The organism is Tautonia marina, from assembly GCF_009177065.1.
Lineage (GTDB): Bacteria > Planctomycetota > Planctomycetia > Isosphaerales > Isosphaeraceae > Tautonia > Tautonia marina.
In genome coordinates, this window is the sequence record NZ_WEZF01000004.1 from 1 (window position 1) to 26508 (window position 26508).

A 26508-nucleotide genomic window follows, 5' to 3' on the forward strand; every position below is an offset into this window, starting at 1 on the left:
AACAGACATCCTGCAGAGAGGAACTAAACTCGGGACTGCTTGAACCTGGGTGCTCGATGGTGTCCAATTGAGATACTACACAACGAGTTGCGTTCACCCTCCAGAACGATGCTTGGGGCGAGGCCCTCAATACCACTGGTTGGCAGGCCCTATGACTCGCCTTGCCTCGTCCAGTGACGAAGACGAGGAAGATGTCCGAATGAAACCCTTCATCAATTGGCTGCATGTATTTCTCTTGATTGGTCAAATGTCAGGATTCGCGTCGGGGAACAGCACCGATGGTGAGGGGGTCCAATTCTTTGAGACAAAGATCAGGCCGGTCCTCATCGAGAAGTGTTATCGGTGCCACTCGGTCGAGGCCGATCAAGCAGGAAAACTGAAGGGAGGGCTCCTGCTCGATCATCGGGAAGGGTTGCTGCTGGGAGGGGCAAGTGGTCCGGCAGTGGTGCCCGGAAACGTGGACGAAAGCCTTCTGATCGATGCGTTGCGCTACGATCTGCTTCAGATGCCGCCGGAAGGGAAGCTTCCCGAGACCATCGTCAACGATTTTGTAACGTGGATCGAACAGGGGGCACCCGATCCTCGAACGGGGGATGGAGCGGTTCCCCGAAGCGCTGAGATGGACATTGAGGCGGGTCGAGACCATTGGGCCTATCAGCCCCCTCGGATCGCTCCTGTTCCGGATGTGAACGACTCCACATGGCCTCGGAATGACATCGATCGTTTCATCCTTGCTCGATTGGAAGCCGAAGGATTGCGACCGGTTTCTGATGCCGACCGGATCACGCTGATCCGTCGCCTTTCGTACGACCTGGTTGGCTTGCCACCGTCGCCGGAAGAGATCCAACGCTTTGTTCTGGACCGCTCGCCGACCGCGTATGAAGACCTCGTTGACCGATTCTTGGCGTCTCCTCATTTCGGCGAACGATGGGGACGACACTGGCTTGATGTGGCACGCTTTGGGGAATCCCTCACGCTGAGGGGCCTTGTGTTCAAGGAAGCATGGCGCTATCGGGATTATGTGATCGATGCCTTCAATGAGGATATGCCATTCGATCAGTTCGTTCGAGAGCAAATTGCCGGCGATCTTCTTGACGGAGAAACGATTGAAGATCGTCGCCGTCAAATTGTAGCCACCTCGTTTCTTGTCCTCGGGAATACCAACCTGGAAGAACAGGACAAAGAACAGCTTCGAATGGACATGGTGGACGAGCAGATCGAGACCATCGGAAAAGCACTTCTGGCGCAAACAATTTCCTGCGCGCGATGTCATGATCATAAATTTGATCCCATTCCCACCAGCGACTACTATGCACTCGCAGGAATTTTGAGCAATGCCAAGGCGATGCGCCACGCAAATGTCTCGGCATGGATCGAAGTTCCCTTGCCCATGGAAGCGGATCGGGAAGCAGTCATCGTGGCTCATGAAAAGTCCGTTTCCGCTCTGGAAGCACAGATCAAGGAACTTCGAGCATCGCTTAAGAATTCGGAAGCGGGGAAAGGAATTCTAGAGCCAGAGGATGTCCCGGGAATTGTCGTGGACGACGAACAGGCGGATCGCGTCGGCGAATGGAAATCGTCTACTTACTCAGGGAACTTCATCGGGTCCGGGTATCTGCACGACGACAATCAGGGCAAAGGTGAGAAGACACTGACGTTCCAGCCAGATCTCTCAAAGGCGGGGTTATTCGAGGTCTGGATCGCTTACTCTCCGGGTGCGAGTCGAGCTTCAGCCGTACCCATCACGATTTTGAGTGCGGAGGGGGAGTCGGACCATACCATCGACATGCGGCAGCAGCCACCGATTGAGGGGCGTTATCTCAGGATAGGTGAATTTCGATTCGAAGCAAATGGTCAGGCATATCTTCAGATCTCGAACGAGGGAACTCGGGGGCATGTGACCGCTGATGCCGTGGTCTGGATTCCTGCAGAACAGGTGGCTTCTTCGGCACCATCGAGTTTGACTGAGCAGAATGAGCTGGCGAGGCTTGAATCGGAACTCAAAGCGCTGAGCCAGAATGCTCCACAACGAGACATGGCCATGTCTGTTGTCGAAGAGGATAGCATTCGCGATCTCAAGATTCACATCCGCGGTAGCGTTCACAACCTTGGCCAGGAAGTCCCTCGCGGATTTCTCCGGGTTGCGACCCAGTCAGACAAGGGGCCCCGGTTGCCGGAAGATGAAAGCGGGCGTCGGCAGTTGGCGGATTGGGTTGCTTCGCCACAGAATCCACTCACGGCACGCGTCCTGGTTAACCGAGTCTGGCACTGGCTCATGGGAGAGGGTCTGGTACCGTCCGTGGACAATTTCGGTACGACCGGCGATTCTGCGTCACACCCGGAATTACTGGATACGCTCGCTGTAAGGTTCGTGAACGAAGGCTGGTCGATCAAAACACTCATTCGGAAGATCGTGGTGTCAAGAACATACCAACTTTCGACGGAGCGCGATCCCAGTGCAGAACGCATCGATCCCGAGAATGTGCTGCGATGGCGCATGGATCGGAGGCGGCTGGATGCTGAAAGCATTCGGGATACCATGCTCTGGGCTTCCGGGCAGCTTGACCTTGAAATGAGCGGCCCCTCATTTCCGGAAACCCTTGCTGCGGATTATGGGTTTAAATCAAAACGCACACGACGATCGGTGTATGAACCCGTCTTTAGGAATGCCCTTCCCGAGGTGTTCGAGGCCTTCGATTTTGCGGATCCGAGCCTGGTTGTTGGACGACGAAATACCAGTACCGTTGCCACTCAGGCGCTTTTCCTGATGAATCACCCCTTTGTGATTCAACAGGCGCAGGAAACGGCAGCGCGACTGCTGGAGATGGATTTCAACGCTGTGGACGATCGCATTTCCTACGCGTATCAACTGATTCTGGGTCGTTCACCCACGGAGGAAGAACTCTCGATCGCGTCGCGGTTCGTCAACGACCCCACGCATCCGGAAGAAGGGTCATGGTCGCTCCTGGTGCAATCGATCTTTGCGACGATTGACTTTCGCTCTATTCAGTGAACGTAAAGGCGTTTCCTGCCCTATATTAATCCCCTCAATTGGCTCCACCGTCCGCAGAGTCCCTCATCGCCCCGATCAATCGTGGAGGATACCGTGCCGATTCCTTTGAATCGTCGAGACTTGCTCAGGTCAACTGCATGTGGCTTCGGATCGATCGCTCTGGCTGGGCTCTCGGCATCGCGCTCAAGGGCGGAGTCTCCGGCCAATCGACTCGCGGCACAAGCTCCTCACTTCGCTCCCAGAGCCAAGCGTGTGATCTTTCTGTTCATGCAGGGAGGTGTGAGCCAGGTTGATTCGTTTGACTACAAGCCCCTTTTGTATTCCCAGGATGGCAAGGACATGCCCTTTGACGATGCTCGTGTCATTGCCAATAGCGGGATGAAGGGCTCGGAACAACGAATCATGCGCCCGCTTTGGGATTTCGCCCGCCATGGGGAGTCGGGCCGTTGGGGGTCAGCGTTGTTCCCGGAACTGAATCGGCACGTAGACGATCTTTGCTTTATTCATTCGATGCATACCGAGGGAGTGGCCCACGGTCCGGCAACGCTCTTTCTCCACTGTGGAGCGACGGTGGGGATCCGGCCGTCGATGGGCGCCTGGGTTCAATATGGCCTTGGCACCGAAAATGAAGATCTGCCCGGGTTTGTCACGATTGGACCCTCGGCCGGGAATGGTGGTGCCAGAAATTACGGCCATGCCTTCCTTCCTGCCGTGTATCAAGGGACCGCCATCGGGAAAGCGGGGGCACCTGCTTCTGAAGCAACGATCCGAAACCTCTCGAATCCGTTGCTTTCTCCTGAGGATCAAGCTCGCCAGTTCGAGGTCCTTCGCCGATTGAATTCGGAACAACTTGCGTCGGACACCGACTCGGAGCTGGAGGCAGTGATCTCTTCGTTCGAGTTGGCCTGGCGGATGCAGATGAACGCGCCAGATGTCCTCGATATCTCTGGTGAAAGCCCGGAAACACGGGAGCTTTACGGAATTGACCAGGAACCAACAGACAATTTCGGCCGCCAATGTTTACTGGCTCGACGTCTTTGCGAACGAGGTGTCCGCTTCGTTCAGGTGACCTACGGCGACAGCACCGCGAACCCGGCATGGGACCAGCATTCGAATATGCCTGCGCATGAGCAACATGCTCGTCGGGTGGATCGGCCGATCGCGGGCCTTCTCGCTGATTTAAAACGACGAGGGTTACTTGAGGATACGCTGGTGTGGTGGGGAAGTGAATTTGGCCGAACTCCCTACGCGCAACAAAAAGGAACCGGGCGGGATCATAACCCCGACGGGTTCACCGTTTGGCTTGCTGGAGGAGGGACCAAGGCCGGCCATGCCATTGGGACCACTGATGAGTTCGGTCACAAGGCGGTTGAGAACAAGGTTCACATGCATGACCTGCATGCGACGATCCTTTATCTCCTCGGCCTCGATCATGAACGTCTCACCTATCGGTACAGCGGACGGGACTTCCGATTGACCGATGTCCACGGAAGTGTGATCAAGGATGTTCTCGCCTAAACATTAGCAGAAAGTTTGCCGAGCACTTTACAAGATCATGAAAATGTTCGAAAGTGGAACTTTCGAGCGAGCATGACTCTTGTGAATGCTTCTGGTTCGGGAATTATTCGATCATTGAAAAGTTTGTGCATGCTCAAGACAATAGATTTGTTCGGTTAGTAAAAAAATTCGATCGTTTCTTTCATGAGCTTGTTCGTGAATTGTGTCGGAGTCACTCTTCGGGACATCGTCTTCTTCGAGTGACTCCAAGTACTTCGATTCCTACGGAAGACCGTTGCTGTGAATTCAACTCCCCGCCACAATGTCGAGATGGGGCTCAGCCTACTGATCGCTGCCCAGAGAAATTCTCTAACTGGCCTCCCGGAACCAGTGTTTGTTGGCCTTCCAGGATCCAGAAAGTTTACTTCTCTGCGCAGCGATCAGTAGGCCTGAGGCTCTACCGGGTTTTCTTCTCCTCTTGTCCGTTCGAGATCAAGGTCTTCCCATGTCCAGAACGTCACCGTGGTTGCTCCTTGCAGTGGTGCTCCTGGGGGTGAACAGTCAGGCACGTGGTGTCCAGACTGCCGAGATTATTTATATCAATGGAAATCTCATTACCGTGGATTCTGACTTCGCGCTCGCGACGGGGATGGCCGTCGCGGATGGGCGAATCCTTCGAGTGGGGAGCACAGACGAGGTTCTTGAGACTCAAGGGCCTGAGACTCAGGTGATCGACCTGCGGGGCACCACGGTTGTGCCAGGGCTGATCGATTCGCATACGCACCCCACAGGTGCTTCAATGCACGAGTTCGATCATCCGATTGCGGAAATGGAGACGATTGAAGATGTTTTGAGATACATCAAAGAGCGAGCCGAGCTGCTAGGGGAGGGAAAATGGGTTATCGTACGCCAAGTCTTTATTACGAGGCTTAAGGAACAACGTTATCCCACGAAAGAAGAACTTGATCGAGCCGCGCCCAGGAATCCGGTTCTGTTTGCAACTGGCCCTGACGCTTCGCTGAATTCGCTCGCACTGGACTTGAGTGGAATTGACGAGACATTCGAGCCCGAAGGCCCTGGAAAGGTGGAACGGGATCCGAAGACAGGAATACCTACGGGAATCCTTCGCAACCTGACCCGCTACGTGAAGACCGAATCCCCTGGACGAACGCCCACGAGAGACGAAGAGGACGAACAGTTAACCGAACTTTTTTATGATTACAATTCGGTTGGAATTACTTCGATCATTGATCGAAATGCAAGTTCTTCAGCCGTGGAGCAGTATGCTCGACTCCATGATGCAAACGCATTGACCGTCCGCATCGGGCTCTCGCATGCCGTTGGTTCTTCTGGTCCCTTGGAGGAGATCGAGGCCAACATCCGACAGGTTGCCGAGAAGGCCATCCGCACCAACGATTCCATGCTACGCACGGTTGGAATCAAAATGTTTTTGGATGGGGGTATGCTAACCGGAAGCGCGTACATGCGGGAACCATGGGGTGTGAGCGAAATTTATTCGATTGACGATCCGAAGTATCGAGGAGTCCTCTTCATCCCACCGGAACGACTTCAGCCGTTGGTGCGTGCCACCGTTCGGGCCGGTTTGCAATTCACGGCACACAGCGTTGGAGATGGTGCGGTTCACGCATTGCTTGACGCCTACGAGGCAGTCAACAACGAGTTGCCCGTTGCTCCGACTCGGCCGTGTCTGACGCACTCCAATTTCATGAGCCGAGAATCGATCGAGCAGGCGGCCCGCCTCGGAGTCGTGGTGGACATTCAGCCTGCCTGGCTTTACCTTGATACTCGTACTCTCGTGGCCCAATTCGGCTACGATCGCCTCCGCTATTTTCAACCGCTGCAGAGTCTGTTTCAGGCCGGTGTGACGGTGGGAGGCGGGTCTGATCACATGCAGAAGATCGGTTCGTTCCGATCCATTAATCCTTACAACCCATTTCTGGGAATGTGGGTCGCGACCACGCGACAGGCCAAAGGATACGAAGGATCACTCCATCCCGAAGAGGCGCTGACTCGCGAGCAGGTGATCCAGTTCTACACCATTAATAACGCCAAACTTATGTTTCTTGAGGATGAAATCGGTTCACTGGAAGCCGGCAAACGTGCCGATTTCGTTCTTCTAGATCGAGACATCCTCACATGCTCGGGCGAAGAACTGATCGAGACGAAAGTGCTCGCGACCTATCTTGGCGGAAAACTCATCCATGAACATCAGGATTGAGATTTCGAGTGATTCGGTCCGTGATCTTGCAAGAAAGTCATCAGGGCGGACACACGGCAGTGTGAGTCCGCCCTGGTTTGCTTCAGGATTCGAGATTTTCAGGAAAACGCCCCACGATTATAGACCTGCGGTCGCGTAGGCGTCGCGATACTTCCGGCGAACGAAGCGATTGGCTTCCTCGACGTTAGTCACGCGCATTTCCTCCGCATCCCAGGCGAGTGATGTGGCCGGGAAACGGGTGGCGAGGCAACCAAGAAGGACCATTTCTGTGAGCGGTCCGGCATACGAGAATGGGGTCGACGTCGATCCATTGCCGCGGCATGCCTCCACAAACTGAAGGTAGTGATTGTCGCCAGCGGGTTCAGGCCGCTCATAATCGGCAAAGTCCTCGGCGGGAAGAAGCACCGGAGGAGCGATGTAAGGGGAGTACAGGACACCTTTGGTGCCGATGTAGAGTGAGCCTTGATCGCTGAGCGGGCGATCTCCAATCAGTCTTGCCACGTCTTCAGGAGGACGACGGTCGCCATCGTACCAGGTGAGGGTCAGGGTTTCGGCGGTTTGAGGCGTGGCCGGGAAGGTGTATCGGACCACGGAGTCGAGCCCCCAGCTGTGGTCGTTGGGCGCACCACCTTCCGATCGTACTTCAGTCGGTGCGGTCAGTTCGAGGGCGGCGAAAACCGGGTCGAGGATGTGACATCCCATATCGCCAAACGTTCCGGTACCAAAATCAAGCCGTTTTCGCCAGTTTCCTGGGTGGTACCAGCCAGCGATATACGGGCGCTCGGCGGCGACCCCCAGCCATCCGTTCCAGTCCAGACCGTCGGGGACCGGGTCGGTCCTGTCGGGACGCGGTGATCGATCACCCCACTGCTTCCCGCTCCAGCTGTGAACTTCCTTAACCTTGCCGATCGCTCCATCGTGAATCGTGGCCACGACCGACTTGTGAACCGGATGGGAATGGATCTGGATCCCCATCTGACTCACAATCCCCTTTTCGGCGGCGACCCGAGAAAGCTGACGGGCTTCGTAAATCGTTTGCGTCAGAGGCTTTTGCGTGTACACGTGCAAGCCTTGCTGCATGGCCTGCATGGTGATTGGGGCATGCATGTGGTCAGGGGTCGAAACATTGACCGAGTCGAGATCCTTCTCCTGATCCAGTAATTCGCGGTAGTCCTGATAAACACGGACCTCGGGGAACAGTTTCTTCACTTCGGCCGTGCGGTTGAGGTCAACATCGGCGACGGCGACGAGGCGAAGATGAGGACTGGCGGTCAGCGATCGGATATCCGCCAGTGCCATCCCTGAGGCTCCGAAGCTGGCGTGATTGAGCGTCTCGTTCGGAGATTTGGCGTAACCTCGGGAGACAAACGGGAAGGCAACCGCGCTTCCAATAACCTTGAGCGCGTTGCGGCGGTTCATCTGGGGCATCGACATCTGAGGCGTCCTCAAGGGAGGAAAGGTTCTCTCTGTGGCGAGGCTAACCCCTTCCGGTTGGCAACGCAACCGTCTCCCTTGAATCCGCCGTTGTCGGCCCTGGTTTCCCAGGTTCTCCGCATCAGGAATGGGTCAGGTCTCTTTGAACCGGATGAAGTTGGCGAGAGATCGTTCCTCACGATCCTTCCGCGTGATGGCCGGTGGATTGAATTCGTTCAATCAGAAGGCCGATCGAAGCAAGTGGAATCCTGATCCAGGAAGGGCGATTGTTGAGCTCATATTGAAGTTCATACAGCGATTTATCCAGCATGTAACAGTCGATCAGAAGTGAAAGTTGCTGACGATCACTCGGGACCAGGCCTGCGGGTTCGGCGACTTCCAGATAAGCCCCCAGAAACGATGCTGAGGACCATTGTTCCCAGGTGATCGCCCAGGGGAGCAACCGATCAAAATCAGATGATCGGTCCTGGCTCGCTTCGAACAGCCCTGCGAACGCGGCATAGCTGTAAGAGCGAAGCATGCCGACGACATCTTTGATGGCAGAGTGCTTCGCGCGACGCTGTTCAATCGATTTTGCGGGCTCACCCTCAAAGTCGAGCAGCACATAATCATTTAGCGACCAGAGAACCTGGCCGAGGTGATAATCGCCGTGAACGCGGATGCGCGGTGCGTCGATCTGCGTCTGGGGAAGTGATTCAAGCGGCGAGGTAATGGCATGCTCGGCATCGAGAACACGGCGAGCGAGTGACAGGATCTCAGGCGGAAGTGTCTCGAATCGATCCTTCAGGAGTGTCAGCGCGGATTCGACCTGCGCGCGGATCTCCTGGGCGAGTTGAAGCCGATCGTTCGGCTGCATGGGTTCCGGGGCAAAGTCGGGCTCGCTCGTAAGGCTGGCGAGTGCTCGGTGAAGTTCAGCGGTTCGTTTGCCCAGGGTGGCCGCTGCGGATTGGTAGACCCCCACCGTTTCTCGAACGACTTCCGGAGATTCAGTCCCGACGAGCCCGAGGGGACCGAAAGTCCCGATCGAGGGTGGTTCGAGTTCGGGGCGACTCAAGATCAATTCGTAATAACGTGAGAGTTCGTCGAGCGCGTGTTCCCATCCCACCGATTGGAACGAAACCAACTCCTGGAACACGGCGATCGTTGTCGGGTCCGTATCAGGACGGCGATATTCGATCGATCCGGCGAGTCTCGGGAAATTTTCGAACGACGTTTTTTCCGTCAAGGCTCGGCCGATTTCAAGCTCAGGATTGGTCCCCGACTCAATGCGTCGAAAGAGCTTCATAATCAGGCGCTGACCGAAGATGATACTCGTATTGCTTTGCTCTCCTGTCGTCCGCTTGGGTTTCAGATCGGCGTCAGGACCTCCGAGAGTTTCGGCGAGTGCTGAGGTCGGCTCGGCACGAAATCGGCCGGCGGAGGAACTGAATTCCTTTCGATGCCGGACGGCATCGAGCAGTGCCAGGCAAAAGGAATCATCGGCAATAGCGTCGTGAAGAACGGCCTGACCTTCAGCTCCTTCGAGCATGGCGAGGACGAACTTCGGGACTTGTGCAACCAGATCAAACCCTCCAGCACCGGTCGCGATCCCAAGAGGAAGAGCATACATCTCGACATGACCGTCGTCATACCGGACTTCGACGGTCACAATGGTTGTTCGTTCGGGAAGGTTCCTTGGATGAGTTGCGTCGAGGATCTCCACCGATCGGAATTTTCGTGCCTTCCCGGCGAACCATCGCTGTCGGCGAAGAAAGGCAGGAATCACCTCCGTTTGGAGTCGTTTCCGGGATCGCCCCTTGAGCAATGTGTCCCATCCGCCTTCAAGCTCGATGGTCGGAACAGCGGTTTCCTCGGGGCCGGTCGGAGTCAGATCGAGAATGGTTGGCTCGTTTGAGCGGTGAAGTGTGAACCAGTAGAAGGCATGTGGACCGAGCGTGAGGAAGTACGGAAGTTCGCCGATTTTGGGGAACTCGGTATTGCCGAGCATCTCCATCGGTCGCATTCCCTGAAACTGGGAAAGGTCCAGTTCGCAAGGTTGCACAAATCGAGATAGGTTGGCGATACAGAGAATGATGTCATCCTTGTAGCGCCGGACATACGCGAGTACTTTGCGATTTTCTGGTTTGAGAAATTCCATCGTTCCCCGCCCAAACGCCCGATAGCGTTTGCGCAGGGCGATCATTCGTTTCATCCAGTTGAGCAAGCTGGAAGGGTCGCGTTGCTGAGCCTCAACGTTGATGGCCTGATAGCCGGTGATTGGGTCCATGATTGGCGGAGCAAAGAGCCGGGCAAAGTCGGCGCGAGAGAACCCTGCATTCCGGTCGCCGCTCCATTGCATCGGGGTTCGAACACCGTTGCGATCACCGAGGTAAATGTTATCGCCCATGCCGATCTCGTCACCATAATAGATGACGGGGGTTCCAGGGAATGAGAGCAGAAGGCTGTTCAGCAATTCCAGACGCCTGCGACTGTAATTCACCAGTGGGGCCAGCCGACGCCGAATTCCAAGATTAATACGTGCTTGCGGGTCAGCGGCATATTCGTTGTACATGTAGTCGCGTTCTTCATCGGTCACCATCTCAAGCGTGAGTTCATCATGGTTGCGGAGGAACATTGCCCACTGACAATTCTCGGGAATGTCGGGGGTTCGCTCCATGATCTCGACGATGGGTGTGCGGTCTTCCTGGCGGACGGCCATGAAGATTCGGGGCATGACGGGAAAATGGAAGGCCATGTGGCATTCATCCCCGTCGCCGAAATAGGGGCGAACGTCATCGGGCCACTGGTTCGCCTCGGCCAGGAACATCTTGTCCCGATAATTCGCATCAAGGGCGGCGCGGAGTTTTTTGAGGATTTGATGCGTCTCGGGCAGATTTTCGCAATTCGTGCCGTCTCGTTCGATCAGGTAAGGGATTGCGTCGAGCCGCATCCCATCAACCCCCATATCAAACCAGAATCGCATGATTCGGATGACCGCTTGCAGCACATGGGGATTATCAAAGTTCAGGTCGGGTTGATGGCTGAAGAATCGGTGCCAGTAGTACTGCTGAGCAACCGGATCCCAGGTCCAGTTTGACTTTTCGGTGTCGGTGAAGATGATCCGAGCGTCCTGATAACGCTCGTCCGTATCACTCCAGACGTAGAAGTCGCGCTTCTTCGATCCCTTGGGGGCCTGCCGGGCCGCCTGAAACCAGGAATGCTGGTCGGAGGTGTGGTTGATGACCAGCTCGTTGATGACTCGGAGGCCTCGACGATGCGCCTCCCGAACGAATACCTTGAAGTCTCGCCGCGAGCCATACGACGGATTGATACTGCGATAATTGGCAATATCATAGCCGTCATCCCGGAGCGGAGAGGGGTAGAACGGCAGGATCCAGAGCGAGGTGACTCCCAGATCCTGGAGATAGTCAAGTTTCTCGGTCAGACCCGGAAAATCGCCGATCCCGTCGTGGTTACTGTCGAAAAACGATCGAACATGAAGTTCATAAATGATCGCATCTTTGTACCAGAAGGGGTCGGACGGAATCGCAGAAGCCATGGGGATACCTGGGTGTGCCGAGCCGGAAGATTGAGTCGATGAGGCGTGAATCAGCGGGTCACATGGAAGACATGAGCCGGCATGCGGTGCGGATCCAGCATGACGAAATTTCGAGCCCCGCGCCATTGATACCGAGTGTCGCTAAGCAGGTCATGGACGGTGAGCGTGTCCCCATCAAAGACTCCAAGTTCATCGAGCGAGAGATCGACCCAGCCGGACTGGGTATTGTAGGGGTCGAGGTTGACCACCACCAGGATGACGTCTGATCGGTCGGGGGTCGCCTTGCTGTAGACCAGTAACGATTCGTTATCGACAGGGTGGAATCTGAGATTCCCGTCGGATTGGAGCGCGACGTGGTCCTTCCGGATCCGATTGACGTTCCCGATCAGTTCGCTGAGATTGCCAGGGGCGTTCAGATTCCAGTGCCGTACCTGGAATTTCTCCGAATCCAGGTATTCCTCGGAACCTGGACGTAACGGAGTGCCGAGACACTGCTCGAAGGGAGGACCGTAAATCCCGTAGGCCGAAGTGAGGGTGGCGGCCAGGATGAGCCGGGTTTTGAAGGCGGCAGGCCCCCCCGTTTGCAGGTACTCGTGAAGGATGTCCGGGGTGTTGGCAAAAAAATTGGGTCGCATGTACTCGCGACACTCGGTCGTCGTCAGCTCGGTCAGGTACTCAGTCAAGTCGTCCTTGGAGTTTCGCCAGGTGAAGTAGGTGTAACTCTGCGTGAACCCACCCTTGGCCAACCGTTTCATCATCTTCGGCCGGGTGAAGGCTTCGGACAGAAAGACGGCTTCCGGGCACCGCTCCTTGACCTCGGCGATGCACCAGTCCCAGAAGCGAAACGGCTTGGTGTGCGGGTTGTCCACTCGGAAGATGGTGACTCCATGTTCAACCCAGTAGAGAAAAACATTCCGTAATTCTTCCCAGAGACGCTGCCACTCGGGACCATCAAATTCTAAGGGGTAAATGTCCTGGTACTTTTTCGGTGGGTTTTCCGCGTACTTGATCGTTCCATCCGGGCGATGGCGGAACCATTCGGGATGGTCCCGAACATACGGATGGTCCGGAGAACATTGGAACGCAATGTCGAGCGCGATTTTGATGCCGCGGGCCTCTGCCGCAGCCACGAGGCGATCGAAGTCCTCGATCGTTCCCAGTTCAGGATGAATTGATGTATGGCCACCCTCCGGCGACCCAATCGCCCAGGGACTTCCAGGATCGTCGGGTCCGGCGGTCAGGGTGTTGTTGGGCCCCTTGCGGAAACTGTGGCCAATGGGATGGATGGGAGGAAGATATAAGACGTCAAATCCCATGGATGCCACGTAGGGCAGCCGTGCCTCGACGTCGCGGAAGGTGCCATGGTGCCCAGGTTCCTGGGAGGCAGACCGTGGGAACATCTCGTACCAGGCACCGAACCGGGCGATGGGCGGATCAACCACGACTCCCAGCGTTTTCTCGAAACTCGCACCCCCACTTCGATCGTCGTACCGTTCCATCAACTCGGCAAGCTGAGGATCGAGCGCGAGGGAAGTTCGAGGGACCTGATCACCGGGGGATCGAATGGCCTCGGCCCGTTCCGAGAGCCACTGAATCGCATGCCCCTCGGCGCGTTCGGAGGCGAGCCGGATCAGTTCGGCACCTTCGAGCAATTCACTTCCGATATCCTGACCTGCCGCACTTTTCTTGGAGATCTCATCGCGCCAGGTCGAGAAACGATCAACCCATGCCTCGATCGAATATTCGTATCGGCCAAGCCGATCCACATTGAAGTGGGCTTCCCATCGATCGTTTCCCAGAGCCGTCATGGGACGCTCGGACCACGGCTCTCCTTCGAATCGAAACCGAAGGACGACACGAAGGATGTCGTGTCCCTCGGCGAAGACATCGGCCCCCACGACCACCGATTCCCCTACGGTTCGCTTGATCGGGAACCGTCCGGCATCGATTTGCGGTGTCACGCCTTCGATGATGAGTCTCGAAGGGGCTCGTGTCCGAGAAGCACCGACTGGGGAACTCTGGAGGGTCGCTGTCATCAGTCTCGTGGCTCGAAGGTGAGGGTTTGTCGAAGGAGTCAGGGCACAGCGGAACCGTGACGAAGATTGAGTCGCTATGGAGCGTTGACGTCACGGGTGACGGGCTACGGCACCCGGGCTGGTCTGCGGATCAACGATCGAGCGTTCGACGTCTTCCCGCAGACGCAACAAGGCCACTCGACCACCAATCGAATCTCTATGGCTCAGGAGCCCCTGAACCGAGCAGGCTCGTGCCCTATGTTGAGATCCTCTCGGAGGGTGGTCAATGTCTCTCCTGCCTGATTCGCTGACGGACCTCAACGATCGGTCTCGGGTTTCCCCTGAGATCCCATCGCGAAAGGCCGACAGGATGACATGCTGCCGGTTTCCGCAAGATTCGTGCCACAACACGAGGTATTGGAGAATGCAATCATGGAGTTTTTGGGTGTGTCATGGCGTTTGGAGAGGCCCAGTCCAGGTCCTGGACCGATTCGATGGCCGACGGAAGGTCGTCGGCTTCCACGAACGCAATGACCCCTCGGGCCGTGACGGTTTGGCCTGGAAGGCAGTCGGGAAAGACCGGGTCGGAATGAATGCAGGGACACTCCGGGTTGGCCCAGGCGCGGTGACAATCATCCCAGGCTGTCACAAGCCACTGATTCGGAGTGGTTTGCGATCGACGAGCTGCGTAGGGCGGTTGCAGTGTGGTCCGGTCGTTCGATTGCTCTTGGAATTCCGAGAGCCCGCGAAGCAGGACGCACACCTGAGCCCTCAGCTTGCGCAGGGGCACCTCACCTTCATTGGAGAGGCTCAGCTCCATGAGTACCCCGTGGCGAATGGGACGAATTTTCGAGTCAATCGTGACACCATTGGGCAGGTGCCTCCGATTGCTGAGCGATCCGTCAGAATCGGTGACCCAGGGAACGGGTTCCAACTCGATGCCGGCCCTGGTCCAGAGAGTGGGAATGTGGGTATGGGCCAGGAACAGAAGTTCATCCTCCCACCAGATCGCCTCGGGAAGATCGACCACGGCATATTCCTGCGGAGCCCAGGGGGAGACTAGCGACACCTTGGTATCGGCCCTGGGATCAATCGCCCCGTCAAGGAACCCAAGTCTCGGATGTCGCCCACCGGGGTAGGGAAGGATCAGGAGCGGCCCGTTGTCTGGAGCATTGGGGCGGTCCTCCATCGAAATGCTGAAGTGGTCGAGTGCTCGTTGTACGAAGTCGGTCGAGCGTCCCGTAGCCTTGGCCATTTCTGATTGCGAAAACCCATGATAGAGGAGCATCGATCGGAGTTTCTGTTCCAACGCCGCGTCGAACTCCCCATCGGAGGAATTGGGAACGGGTTCGGGAGTAGGATCCAGATCCTGACGGAGAGCCACGAACAACCACGTTGCGAGAATCAAGGCACTCATGGGACGAGGGTTCCTGAAGGTGATGGATCGAGCAAACCACGGTGTTAAATCAGCTTGTCGGACTCTTCCAGACTCCCCCTTGCAAGCGATGGGAAATGCGCACCGAAGGGAGTTATCGTCCCGGGAACGGGCCATCACGCCAGGACCAGTTGGGCCACCGCGTCGAAGCCGAGGCCATGGTGGTTTCTCCATTGATCCATGTCGCCAGGATGAGAATCAGCGTCATCCCAATCACTCCTGTTGAGACCCAGGCGAGCCAGGGAACTCGGTTACTTCCATCCTCCGGATCAAGCCGACGCTGGGCAGCGGGCCGCGGCCGCACAACGAGGACGTAGATCGTCATCAAGGCCATGAGAGCCCAGAAGACATTATGCATGTTGATGGTATTGGGTTGTGGAGCTTTGAAAAAGTAGAGAGCATTCAGATTCTGGAACAGAAGCATCGTGAGCGAGAGCCAGAGGATCGGAAAGGCGGGCCACCGCTGATTGCCTCGAAAGTGGAGATAGGACCAGAGGGCAACCCCGACGAAACCGAGGACGCACACGCCATCAATCAACCCCAGGACCGTTTGCGCGAGAAGCTCGGGACGCTCCCATCCTTCGGTCGCGAGCGTTGCTGACCAGGCGGGCAGTTTCTCCTCGGGTATGATGCGAGCCAACCGATGCCAGAGTGGAAGAAACCCCAGGACGGTCAAAATTCCGTAAAAAGATGAGAGTTTAATGTTAGGTTCTTTGGGAGGGTCAGGATAGACCCGGTTCACCATTCCGAACGTGAAGATGAACCCGCCGATCATCCCGCAACTGACTTCCATCACATTCCAGTGATTAATACTATAATTATAAACTCCTTGGAAAACGTTGGCCAGATTTCCCAGGAGGCGCCCTCCAGCCATTCCGAGTCCAAACCCGAGATAACCCAGGACGGCACCGCGCAACCCGATCGATTTGTTGTTGTACGCCAGCCAGATCAGCTGGCCGAGCGCGGCCCCCATGAAGGCAACGGAGATGTTGTTTCGAGGGGGATTGATCTGAAACCCGAGAAAATTCACGACAACCAGCGAGACGAGCCATCCGCCGACAAAGAGGCTCCCGAGCAGCCCCAGCCATTCACTCGTTCGGAGTGGCTGACGTTCGAGCATCAACCCGATGAGTGCCCCGCCGAACGTTCCCCAGGCGGAACCTTGAAGGAACAGGGTGAGGAATCCATAGCTGTAGTTGAGAAACGTATCCGACTGGGCGTATCCATGCAGGAGCCCGTAGCTCATGGTCCCACCCGAGCCGATTCCCATGGCCGAGAGGGCCGCCACGATGGGCATCCATCGGTGCAGAGATCGCTGGCCGCTCACCCAGGCGAACGCCAGTCCGAGCGCCGCGCCGGGGTACATGGCACCGATGGAATGGCCGAAGTCGCCTCGGATTCCCCATGCCAGGCCGACCGCGAGGGCGACGAACAGGCTTCGACCAATTCGATCCCAAAGGCTGAGGCTCGTTGCGTCTTGATTGGTACGAGACTCCGACATCGGGCTGAATCCTCCGTCATGGTGAGAGTTTTCTGTGCCGAGGACCGTCGAGAACCCCCTGGTCTCGACGGTGTCGAGGGCGTGTACCCCTTGATCGGGAGAGAAGATTGCGAACGATTCCCGAAGAGTCGGTAAACTCGAAGGAGTGTTGGGCTCGATTCAGGCGCTCCGACCGATCAGGCACCTCAGGAGGAACGACTCATGGGATTGGCACCTTCCCTCGTGCTCAAAGCGGCCTTGCTCCTCGGAGGAGTTCACCCTGCGCCAACGATCGAGCCATCGGAGTTTCAAGACTGGTTTCTCGCATCCTTTGATGGCACCCTGGAGCTCGATGACGATCTCACCGAGCGTGTCCAGGAATTTCGGTACGTTTTCGTGATGGGGTTGATGAATGAACGATCACCGGGGTATCTCGAGCAGAATGTTCGGGAATTGAAACAGTTGGGAGTTCCGTCGAGCAGGATTCACCGCATCGCCCCCAGCTCCGATGCGAGCTTCCGGGAGAACCTTGACGAGATTCGGGCCGCCTTCAAGGAGATCGCCGATCAAGGCCCAGAACCGATGGTCATTATCGGGCACAGTCGAGGGGCTTGCGACGCCTTGGCCTTTGCCCTTCACGAAGCCGAGTTCATTAGCGAGCGAGTGGTAGCCTTGTTCCTGGTTCAAGGCCCATTCGGCGGAAGCGGAGCGGCGGATTACGTGCTCGGGAGCGGTGTTCCCATGGACCGGCAAATTCCGCCTCCGGCGCGAGCGCTGGCAAACCTTTTTCGCAATGCCGAGGCACGGAAGCTGGAACGCGGGAAGCATTCAGGCATTGTCGATTTGACCAGCGACGCTTCGGAACGCTTCTGGAAACGCCTGCTTGATTCCCGACGATCGTCCATTCCGATCGTGGGCCCACGAACCTTCTACATCGAGGCCACGGTCCCTCCTTCCCGACAGCCACCCTTGCGCCGCCCCGTCGCACGCTATCTTGAAACGTATTATGGTCCGAATGACGGGTTGGTGGCCGCCGGTGATCAGTACTTGCCGGAACTGGGGACTCGGCTCGGCATGCTGGAAGTCAGCCACATGGATTTGACGCATCGATTCCCCGCCGCTCGACCTCAGCGTCGGCTCCGAGGCGCTCTGGTCCAGGCGATCGCCGTCTCCGTCGGTCGCGTGAAGAGGGGCAAACACGACCTCAGCGATCGAACCGATCAAGATTCCTCGCCGAGATAACGCTGGATCAATGCCGGTAATTCCGCCGTAAATTTACTGCGAGGAAGGACCGGATCGCAACCGACATCCCGCGCCGCGGAGAGCGCCTGCACGTCAACGTGTGACCCGAAGGCAATGAATCGGGCTTCCGGCGCCAGGTTTCGATACGCCAGGAGGACTTCCGACTGGGCAAAGTGCGGATGAGAGAGGTCGACGAACACAACCCTCGGTTCCCACTGCTGCAACATCGACTCCGCGAGCGGGGCGGTACCGGCCAGCAGGACGCGATACCCCAGCTCGCGGGCCGTCCCGGTGATCTTGCTGGTGAAGATCAGATCCTGACAGAGCAAAATGGCATCAGGACCATCCGAAGCAGGTGATTCACGATCAGTCATGATGTCCGTCTCGGAGAAAAGTTCTGGGAGGTCGGCAGTCGAGGAGTTGCGGCGAGAGGGACCGAGCAACGATGAGGTCAGATCGCCTCGGGGCCACACTCTCCTGTACGAATTCGGATGCAATCCTCAAGCGGAAGGATGAAAATCTTGCCATCACCGATCGCCCCATCCTTGCCGGTTCGGGCCGCGTCGATAATGGCGTTGATGGTCGGCTCCACGAAATCTTCGTTAACGGCAATCTGTAGCTCGATCTTCCGCAGCAAATTCACGGTGAATTCGTGACCCCGGTACACCTCGGTAAAGCCTCGTTGGCGTCCGAATCCCTGAACGTCCATGACCGTCAACCGGTGGACTTCGACCTTCGAGAGCGCGAGTTTCACCGCCTCCAGTTTGGTTGGTTGAATAATCGCGATGATCAGCTTCATGACCGCCCTCATTCTCGAAGACTCAAATCGCTGCCGGCCACGCCGGGCGGAGGTCGTCGTCGCAAGCGTTCCGGTTGGGTTGGCTCGCCGTGACGTGGTGGTGAGGTGTTACTGTACCGAAATCCGGACGATCAACGAAGAACCAGGGTCGAGATCACGCAGATCCCGGCCCTGGGTCGTTGATCGAATTGGCGTCGGACGTGAGTCAAGGAGATCAGCTTGAGGGCGGTGCACTGAACGGAGAATCGGCCGGCGGCAGGGGGATATCGAACGGATCGGTCCCTCGGGGAGGAACCGGAGGGCTATCCGGGGGGCTCGTCGGCTCGGAAGCTGACGACGAGGAACCGCTCGACGGCGCCTGAGCCGGTGCCGGCGAGGGAGGCTGAACGCTTGGGGCTCCGTTCGGAGGGGTGCTGATCACCGATCCGGGAGCCATCTGAGTCGGGGCCAGGACGGTTGTTGGCCCGGTGATGATCGGTTCAATGTGAGTTCCGCCCTCGAACGGATAGGCCGATTGATACGGATAGCCGCAATTCGGTCCGGTACAAGGGGCCGGGAAGTCGTCGCAGGTATCGCAGTGGGCGCACCCGACTGCGAAAGCCGCCAGCGAGGCGGCCAGGACGAGCTGGCGGGGCCGCGGCATCATTGGATTTCCTTTCCTCGATCGGCCAGGGTCTGGCCATCCGGTGAGACCCTCGGAGCGTCGGCCATGCCGGAATCGAACTGCGAGGTTCCGAGAGGAAACCTCAATCCCGAACGTCTTGGCCGCGCCCCGAAGTTCGGAGTCGCTCTACGAGGGGCCGCCGCGCAGGTCCTTCCGGTCCGGCGACTCTCCCATTGACGGTCAAATCGGCAGAAGCCACGACCGAGGATGAACGGAAATCGCTCGAACCGGCCCTGGGCCGGCTCTCCTCGATCGGATCGGATCGACCAGGTAAGGTCCGAGAGGTGACAGGATCCCGCTCCGAAACCGGTTCGTCCGGGACACTCCGGCTCGGCCTGCGACTCCGATTCGACCGACCGGACCTCCTGCACAGTTCGAAGGGGCCTTTTGCGCGATCCGACATGCCTCAGAGCACCGCGAGCTGACCTCGGGTGACGCCGTAGTGGTTGGTGGCCTTCAAGGCCTTCCAGAGCAACCGGGCATCCCGACGGCCGTCGATCGCGTCGCGATAGAGACTCAGCACATGCTCGACCGCCTCCGGGCCGTCGTTCAGAAACTCGACCCTCAGATGTCGGAGCCCTTTACGGATCAATGCTGGCAGGAACTCCGCGGCCGTTTGCGGAACGGCGTTGAACAGCGTGTTCCGGCAACCAATATCGGCAGTCAGGGGATGCTCCTTACCCACGCGATCCCTTAGAGACACCTCATGATGATCGCAGGGACGACCGCAATTGGTCTTATTCGTACCGGGCGAAAGCACGGCGCAAAAAACGCAATGCTCCATGTGGAACATGGGGATTTGCTGATGAATGACGATCTCAAGCCAGGCCGACGGAGTCGCGCGTAGCAGGTCGAACAACTGGTCGGCGCTCAGGTCGTACGAGGCTGTGACCCGAGCCGCTCCTCGAGCTTTCAGCCATTCGACCGTCAGGTCGTTCGCGGCGTTCAGGGAAAAATCCGCGACGAACGGAATCTGTTGATGAGCACAGAAGGCGATCCCCCCTGCGTTTCGCACGAGGAGCCCATCGGCTCCTTGCTTGGCCAGATAGCGAAACAGGTTCGCCTCTCCGGGCTTCTCGATGCGGGTGGTTGCGATCCAGACCTCCGGTGACGCCGCTCCTCGACGGGCGATCCTCACAGCCTCGGCATATCGCTTGATGTCATGGAAATCGAGATAGAGCGTCGAGACCCCGGACGATTGCGCGGCCTCCACTTGCTCGATGGTCCGACAGAGGGCCAACACGTTCGGCTCCTCCGTTGGGATGGATGGAGCCTCCTCGGCCGCGAGCGACTGAAGCGACGCTCTGAGACTTGGCAACACCGAGACTTCGGCGATGGATCGTTCGGGAGCCGTCGCGGCGGCTTCGTCGAGTCGATCGACGAGTGACCTTCTCAGCTCGTTGAGCAGGCTGAGCGGGATCATCGGCTCGCCTTCGAGGATCACCTCCAGCGATCGAAGCTGATAGATCGATCCACCGAGCCGATCAAGCTGCTTCCGAACTGCCACCTCGTCGGTTGCGCGAGTGATCGCCGGTTCGAGCGGAGCGACCGATTCGACCCGTGCATGGTAGCCGGTGATCGTTGTTCCTTCGATGACCAACGCTTCACCGGCGATCGCCCGAACGCGGAGATCGAGGTCCACTCGACGTTTCGACGGACCTTCGAAGGTCTTCTTCAGCCGCTTGCTCAGCTCCGGATCGTCGGTTTTCCAGAGGCGCTGGCCGGGAACGACTCGTCCAAGATTGAGATCATGACGGCCAAAGCCGAGCAATGCCGGTCCAGCCGAGAGCCCTTCCGGACCCGTCGCCGTCACTGTCGTACCGGGCCGACGCCCTTTGCCGGGACGATCGACCACGTAGACTCGCCCCCCCTGCTCCGGCGCTCCGGTCCGGGAGTCGGCGTCGAGGACCACGCCATCACCGGGTTTTACCGGCGAGGCGAGTTCGACCCGAAGCCGATCACCGACGACCTCGACCACCCGTCCCAGGAACACGCCGCGTTTCTTCGCGTAATCGCCTCGAACCAGTCGCTTGTGGTTGTTCCCGTCGAGGAAGCCGTGGCTGAACCCTCGGGAAAAGGACATCTCCATCTCGTAGATGTCGCGGTCACTGATCGGATCGGGCCGACCACTGACGGCCGCGTCAATCGACCGTCGGTAGTTTTTGGTGATATTGGCGACATATTCCGGGCTTTTGAGGCGGCCCTCGATCTTCACGCTGGAAACGCCGAGCGCGACCAGCTCCGGAATCAGGTCGTACGCTGCCAGATCCTGCGGACTGAGGAGGTACGACACATCTCCCAAATCCACCCGCTCTCCATCCCGGATCACCTCATATTCCATTCGGCAGGCCTGGGCACACTCTCCTCGATTGGCCGACCGACCGCCCAGTGCCTCGCTGGTCAGGCACTGTCCGGAATAGGCGACACAGAGCGCCCCGTGAACAAACACCTCGACCGGAAGGCGTGACTGCTCCGTCACCTTCGCGATCTCACGGAGCGACAACTCCCGAGCCAGAATGACCCGCGAACAGCCCAGGTCCTCGGCCATGCGGATCCCCGCCGAGCTGGTGATCGACATCTGGGTCGAGGCGTGGATCTCTAGGTCCGGCGTGATGCTCCGAATCAATCGCGCAAGACCGAGATCCTGGACAATGGCCGCATCGACTCCCGCGGCGGCAACTCGTCGAACGATTTGCTCAACCCGTTCCAGCTCGGCGGGGAAGATCAACGTATTGAGGGTGACATACCCTCGGACCCCCCGGCGATGCAGGATTGCCATGGTCTCCGGCAATTCGTCGAGGTCGAAATTCGTCGCCCTTGCCCGAGCATTGTGCCCTCTGAGTCCGAAATAGACGGCGTCGGCTCCGTTTTCGACCGCCGCGATCAGGCAAGAGCGATCTCCTGCCGGCGCGAGCAGTTCCGGGCGGAGACGAACCGAAGATACTGATGATTGAACCGCGGTTTCGATGGTGGACACAGCAGGATGACAACAGGATGAACAATGGGAACGGGATGCCGATTCCTTCGTGAAATCGACCGCAAGACTCTATCATTCGTCATGGACCAGGGATTCGGCAAGTCGGAACTGAGATCGTCGAGCGAACGCCGTTGCAGGAGTGTTTGACATTGGCTCAGCAAACCGTCACATTTGAGTCCAGTCGCAATGAGTGATCGGCTCGAAGCAACTCGATCGTCTCGGAGGCCTTGCATGAACGGGGACCTCACCCGATCTCCGATGGCAGCGCTGAGGGTTTTCGTCCTCGGAATTGTCCCGCTCGTCTCGATGGCGAAGGCGTTTGAGGAACCGGCCGCAGAGGATGTTCTGCCTCCCCCCGTCAATCGCCCGATCGACTTTCAGGCCGACATTCAACCGATTTTCAGCGCTCGGTGTGTGTCATGTCATGGTCCCGAGGCCCAGAAGTCGGGCCTTCGGCTTGACTCCCGAGAGGCGATGCTCACAGGTGGGGATCTTGGTTCGTCCATCGAGGCGGGAAATAGTGCCGAAAGTCTCCTGATTCACAAGGTCACGGGGTTCGAAGGGGAATCCGTGATGCCCCCGAGCGGCGACCCGCTCTCGGACCTTGAGATTGGTTTGCTCCGAGCCTGGATCGATCAGGGGGCCCCGGGTGAGCGGTCCGAATCCTCGTCACCAACGCTCCGACGCACCAGCAATCACTGGGCCTTTCAACCGATCGAACGCCCCGAGCCTCCCGCGGTTGCGGATAAGTCCTGGGTTCGGAATCCCATCGATGCCTTCATCCTCGATCGTCTGGAGCGCGAGGGAATTGCCCCTTCCCCTGAGGCGGATCGCGCGACCTTGATCCGTCGGCTTTCGCTGGATCTGCTGGGAATCCCGCCGACTCCGGAGGAAGTCGATGCGTTCGTCCAGGACCCGGCGTCGAACGCGGTCGAGACCCTCGTCGATCGCCTTCTGTCCAGCCCTCACTACGGGGAGCGCTGGGGACGCCACTGGCTTGACCTCGCCCGATACGCCGACAGCGACGGCTACGAGAAGGATAACCCCCGGCCCGAGGCCTTCCGATTCCGAGACTGGGTGATCAACGCCCTGAACTCCGACCTTCCCTTCGACCGGTTCACGATCGAGCAACTCGCTGGCGACCTCCTGCCCGACGCCTCGCTCGAGCAACGGACGGCGGCCGGGTTTCATCGGAACACCTTGACGAACACCGAAGGAGGGGTTGACCAGGAAGAATTCCGGATCGCCGCCGTGGTCGATCGCGTCAACACGACCGGCACCGTCTGGCTGGGCCTCACGGTCGGCTGCGCTCAGTGCCACACCCACAAGTACGATCCGATCACGCAACGCGAATACTATCAGTTGTTCGCCTTCTTCAATGCGAGTGACGAGGAGAATCTGCCGCTCGAACCCCCAGCTCCCGACGATTCGTCCGAGGAGACGGACAAGCCCAAGGCAAAAGCCCCCGTCCCCCATATCAGGACGTTCCGGGAACCTCCTCCCGAGTCCCGACGATCGACGCACATCCTCATCCGGGGAGACTTCCTCCGTCCCGGCGAATCGGTCGATCCCGAGACGTTCGAGGTCCTCCCCCCGATGGCTCCCGACGGAGATGACCCCGATCGGCTTGACCTTGCCCAATGGCTCGTCGATCCCGAGAACCCCTTGACGGCCCGAGTCACGGTCAACCGCGTCTGGTTCCATCTGTTCGGTCGAGCGCTCGTGCCGACGATGGATGACTTCGGTATTCAAGGCGAGCCGCCAAGTCACCCGGAACTGCTCGACTGGCTTGCCTCGGAGTTCCAGCGCCTTGGCTGGAGTCAGAAGTCCTTGATTCGAACGATCGTCCTGTCCGCGACCTATCGGCAGGCATCCGCCTCCCGCCCCGAACTCGACGATCGCGACCCTCAGAACGTCTGGCTGGCTCGTCAGAACCGGGTACGGCTGGAAGCTGAGGCAATCCGTGATGCCTCGCTCGCCGTCGCCGGGCTCTTGAGTACGAAGGTCGGCGGCCCGAGCGTCTTTCCTCCTCAGCCGCCGGGGATTTCGGACCTGACCTACGCCCGAAGCGCCCGATGGCAAGAGAGTAGCGGTGAGGATCGCTACCGTCGGGGGCTCTACACCTTCTTCCGACGGACCAGCCCCTACCCGATGCTCACGACATTCGACGCCCCCGATGCCAACGTCTGCGCCGTGGGACGCGAAACGTCGAACACCCCGCTCCAGGCGCTGACGCTTCTCAATGACGCCGTCTTCGTGGAGTGTGCCCGATCGCTGGCCTTGAGGGTCGCCCGGGAATCGGAGGACGAGACCGTTGCCCGAGCTTTTCGGCTGGCGCTTGGTCGCGCTCCCTCCTCAGACGAGCAGCAGATTCTTGAGTCGCTCTACCAGGAGTTTCTTGCGGACTTCCGAGACGATCCGGAAGCCGTTTCGAAGCTGCTCGGGGCCACCTCAGTCCCCGACGACTTGCCCTCTGAGCAGGTTGCCGCCCTGACCGCCACGGCTCGGGTCCTCCTGAACCTCGACGAATTCATGACCAGGGAATGATCGGATCCGCCTCGGCAGCCCCCGTGTTGATCTGCCGATTCGATCGAATCCGGAGCGAGCGATGCATCCGATCCTCGACGCCATCCACCGATCCCGACGCGACTTTCTGACCGGTTCGGCCTCCGGGATCGGCCTGGCCGCTCTGGCCTCGATGCTTGGCGAACAGGGGTTGCTCGCCGCTCCGCTCTCGGATGCAAGGGTTTCCGAGCGGCGGGATGATCCCCTTGCCCCGCGCCCCCCCCACTTCGAGCCACGGGCGAAGGCGTGTATCTGCATCTATCTCGAAGGCGGCCCGAGCCAGATGGATCTGTTTGATCCGAAGCCCGAGCTGAACACGCTCGACGGCCAGCCGTTGCCCGAGTCGTTTACCGAGAACGTCCGGTTCGCCTTCATTCAGAAGGAGTCGGCGACGGTCATGGGCTCTCCCCGAGACTTCCGCCCAAGGGGAGAATGCGGGATGGAGCTGTCCGACCTCTTGCCGCACCTTGGGCAGTGTGCCGACGACCTGGCCCTGATCCGGTCCATGCATACTGACCAGTTCAATCACCACCCCGGCCAGTTGATGATGAATACCGGCTCGCCGATGTTCGGCCGCCCGAGTGTCGGGTCGTGGTTGACGTATGGGCTGGGAAGCGAATCACGGGATCTTCCCGGATACGTCGTACTCACCACCGGCCGAGGCACCAGCGGCGGAACCTCGAACTGGTCGAGTGGCTTCCTTCCGTCAACCTATTCCGGGGTCCTCTTTCGGGATCAAGGCGACCCGGTCTTGCACCTGAGCAATCCCCCGGGCCTCTCCCGTGACCTGCAGCGCGAGTCGATCGACGCCATCTCCGCCCTCAACGCCAGGCGGTTCGACGCCGTCCGGGACCAGGAGATCAACAGCCGGATCGCTTCCTACGAACTGGCCTTTCGAATGCAATCCTCCGCTCCGGAACTAATCAATCTCTCAGGAGAGACCGACGAGACGCTCGAACTCTACGGTGTCGGTCGCGAGGACCCCGAAGGAGGCGGACGGGGGGGCGGAGCCGGCGTTTACAACCAGTTCGCCACCAACTGCCTGCTGGCCCGTCGCCTGGTCGAGCGAGGCGTCCGGTTCGTCAATATCTATCATGCCTCGTGGGATCATCACAGCAATCTCGATGCTGAACTTGCGTTCAATTGCGGGATGGCCGATCGGCCGGTCGCGGCCCTAATTACCGACCTCAAGCGCCGCGGATTGCTCGATTCCACGCTCGTCCTCTGGTGCTCCGAATTTGGCCGCACGCCGCTGGGAGAAAACCGACCGGGCTTCGCGAAGGTCACGGGTCGAGACCATCACCCCTTCGCCTTCTCGCAGTTCCTGGCCGGAGGAGGCATCAAGGGTGGACAGGTCATCGGCAAGACCGACCCGATCGGGTGGAACGTCGTCGAGGACCCAGTCCATGTCCACGACTATCACGCCACGATTCTGAAACTCTTCGGATTCGACCACACCCAACTCACCTATCGCTACCAGGGGCGAGACTTCCGCCTCACCGATGTGGCCGGCCAGGTGGTCGATCGCCTGATCGCCTGACGAGTCGCGATTGATCCCATCTCCAGGGAGTCCACTCCGTCAGACTCCCTGAACACGGGGTCTCAGCCCT

Annotated in this window: 15 protein-coding genes; 6 read left to right on the forward strand and 9 right to left on the reverse strand. The window is 58.5% G+C overall.

Annotated features, from left to right (window positions below; genetic code table 11):
- Positions 1–199 precede the first annotated feature (199 nt).
- The 3 genes from GA615_RS06130 to GA615_RS06140 all read left to right on the forward strand — a co-directional run bounded on the left by GA615_RS06130 (position 200) and on the right by GA615_RS06140 (position 6749).
- The gene (locus GA615_RS06130) at positions 200–3013 is read left to right on the forward strand and encodes a DUF1553 domain-containing protein (RefSeq protein WP_152050402.1); all 2814 of its coding nucleotides are present in this window, start codon (positions 200–202) and stop codon (positions 3011–3013) included.
- 99 nt (positions 3014–3112) lie between these two features.
- Positions 3113–4531 (forward strand): DUF1501 domain-containing protein, encoded by a 1419-nt coding sequence (locus GA615_RS06135; protein ID WP_390622218.1) that lies wholly within the window; start codon positions 3113–3115, stop codon positions 4529–4531.
- Positions 4532–5015: 484 nt separating this feature from the next.
- Entirely contained in the window at positions 5016–6749 is a 1734-nt protein-coding gene (locus GA615_RS06140; RefSeq protein ID WP_152050404.1) for an amidohydrolase, read from the forward strand.
- A 117-nt stretch (positions 6750–6866) separates the two neighbouring features.
- On the opposite strand, the gene GA615_RS06145 is transcribed toward GA615_RS06140, so the two are convergent.
- The 5 genes from GA615_RS06145 to GA615_RS06165 all read right to left on the reverse strand — a co-directional run bounded on the left by GA615_RS06145 (position 6867) and on the right by GA615_RS06165 (position 16672).
- Positions 6867–8183 (reverse strand): Gfo/Idh/MocA family protein, encoded by a 1317-nt coding sequence (locus GA615_RS06145; protein WP_201750119.1) that lies wholly within the window; start codon positions 8181–8183, stop codon positions 6867–6869.
- 175 nt (positions 8184–8358) lie between these two features.
- The gene (gene treS / locus GA615_RS06150; RefSeq protein WP_152050405.1) at positions 8359–11721 is read right to left on the reverse strand and encodes a maltose alpha-D-glucosyltransferase; all 3363 of its coding nucleotides are present in this window, start codon (positions 11719–11721) and stop codon (positions 8359–8361) included.
- 50 nt (positions 11722–11771) lie between these two features.
- Positions 11772–13757, reverse strand: coding sequence for an alpha-1,4-glucan--maltose-1-phosphate maltosyltransferase (locus GA615_RS06155; RefSeq protein ID WP_152050406.1), 1986 nt, complete (start codon positions 13755–13757; stop codon positions 11772–11774).
- Positions 13758–14166: 409 nt separating this feature from the next.
- Positions 14167–15153, reverse strand: a complete 987-nt coding sequence (locus tag GA615_RS06160) for a hypothetical protein (protein WP_152050407.1) — start codon at positions 15151–15153, stop codon at positions 14167–14169.
- A 112-nt stretch (positions 15154–15265) separates the two neighbouring features.
- Positions 15266–16672, reverse strand: a complete 1407-nt coding sequence (locus GA615_RS06165; RefSeq protein WP_152050408.1) for a hypothetical protein — start codon at positions 16670–16672, stop codon at positions 15266–15268.
- 201 nt (positions 16673–16873) lie between these two features.
- Between GA615_RS06165 and GA615_RS06170 the strand changes: the two genes are divergently transcribed.
- Positions 16874–17893, forward strand: coding sequence for an alpha/beta fold hydrolase (locus tag GA615_RS06170; protein WP_152050409.1), 1020 nt, complete (start codon positions 16874–16876; stop codon positions 17891–17893).
- On the opposite strand, the gene GA615_RS06175 is transcribed toward GA615_RS06170, so the two are convergent.
- The 4 genes from GA615_RS06175 to GA615_RS06190 all read right to left on the reverse strand — a co-directional run bounded on the left by GA615_RS06175 (position 17872) and on the right by GA615_RS06190 (position 22135).
- Positions 17872–18267, reverse strand: a complete 396-nt coding sequence (locus tag GA615_RS06175) for a response regulator (protein ID WP_152050410.1) — start codon at positions 18265–18267, stop codon at positions 17872–17874. The genes GA615_RS06170 and GA615_RS06175 overlap by 22 nt on opposite strands.
- 77 nt (positions 18268–18344) lie before the next feature.
- Positions 18345–18692, reverse strand: a complete 348-nt coding sequence (locus tag GA615_RS06180) for a P-II family nitrogen regulator (RefSeq protein ID WP_152050411.1) — start codon at positions 18690–18692, stop codon at positions 18345–18347.
- Between the two features lie 214 nt (positions 18693–18906).
- Positions 18907–19338 carry a hypothetical protein gene (locus tag GA615_RS06185; protein WP_152050412.1) on the reverse strand — a complete coding sequence of 144 codons (432 nt, stop codon included), beginning with the start codon at positions 19336–19338 and terminating at the stop codon, positions 18907–18909.
- A gap of 424 nt (positions 19339–19762) precedes the next feature.
- Complete coding sequence (locus GA615_RS06190; RefSeq protein WP_235905145.1) at positions 19763–22135, reverse strand: DUF3656 domain-containing U32 family peptidase; 2373 nt, start codon at positions 22133–22135, stop codon at positions 19763–19765.
- Between the two features lie 429 nt (positions 22136–22564).
- On the opposite strand from GA615_RS06190, the gene GA615_RS06195 reads away from it, so the two are divergent.
- Both GA615_RS06195 and GA615_RS06200 read left to right on the forward strand, forming a co-directional pair.
- Positions 22565–24880 carry a DUF1553 domain-containing protein gene (locus GA615_RS06195; RefSeq protein ID WP_235905148.1) on the forward strand — a complete coding sequence of 772 codons (2316 nt, stop codon included), beginning with the start codon at positions 22565–22567 and terminating at the stop codon, positions 24878–24880.
- A gap of 61 nt (positions 24881–24941) precedes the next feature.
- Positions 24942–26438, forward strand: a complete 1497-nt coding sequence (locus GA615_RS06200) for a DUF1501 domain-containing protein (protein WP_152050414.1) — start codon at positions 24942–24944, stop codon at positions 26436–26438.
- The last annotated feature ends 70 nt before the right edge of the window (positions 26439–26508 follow it).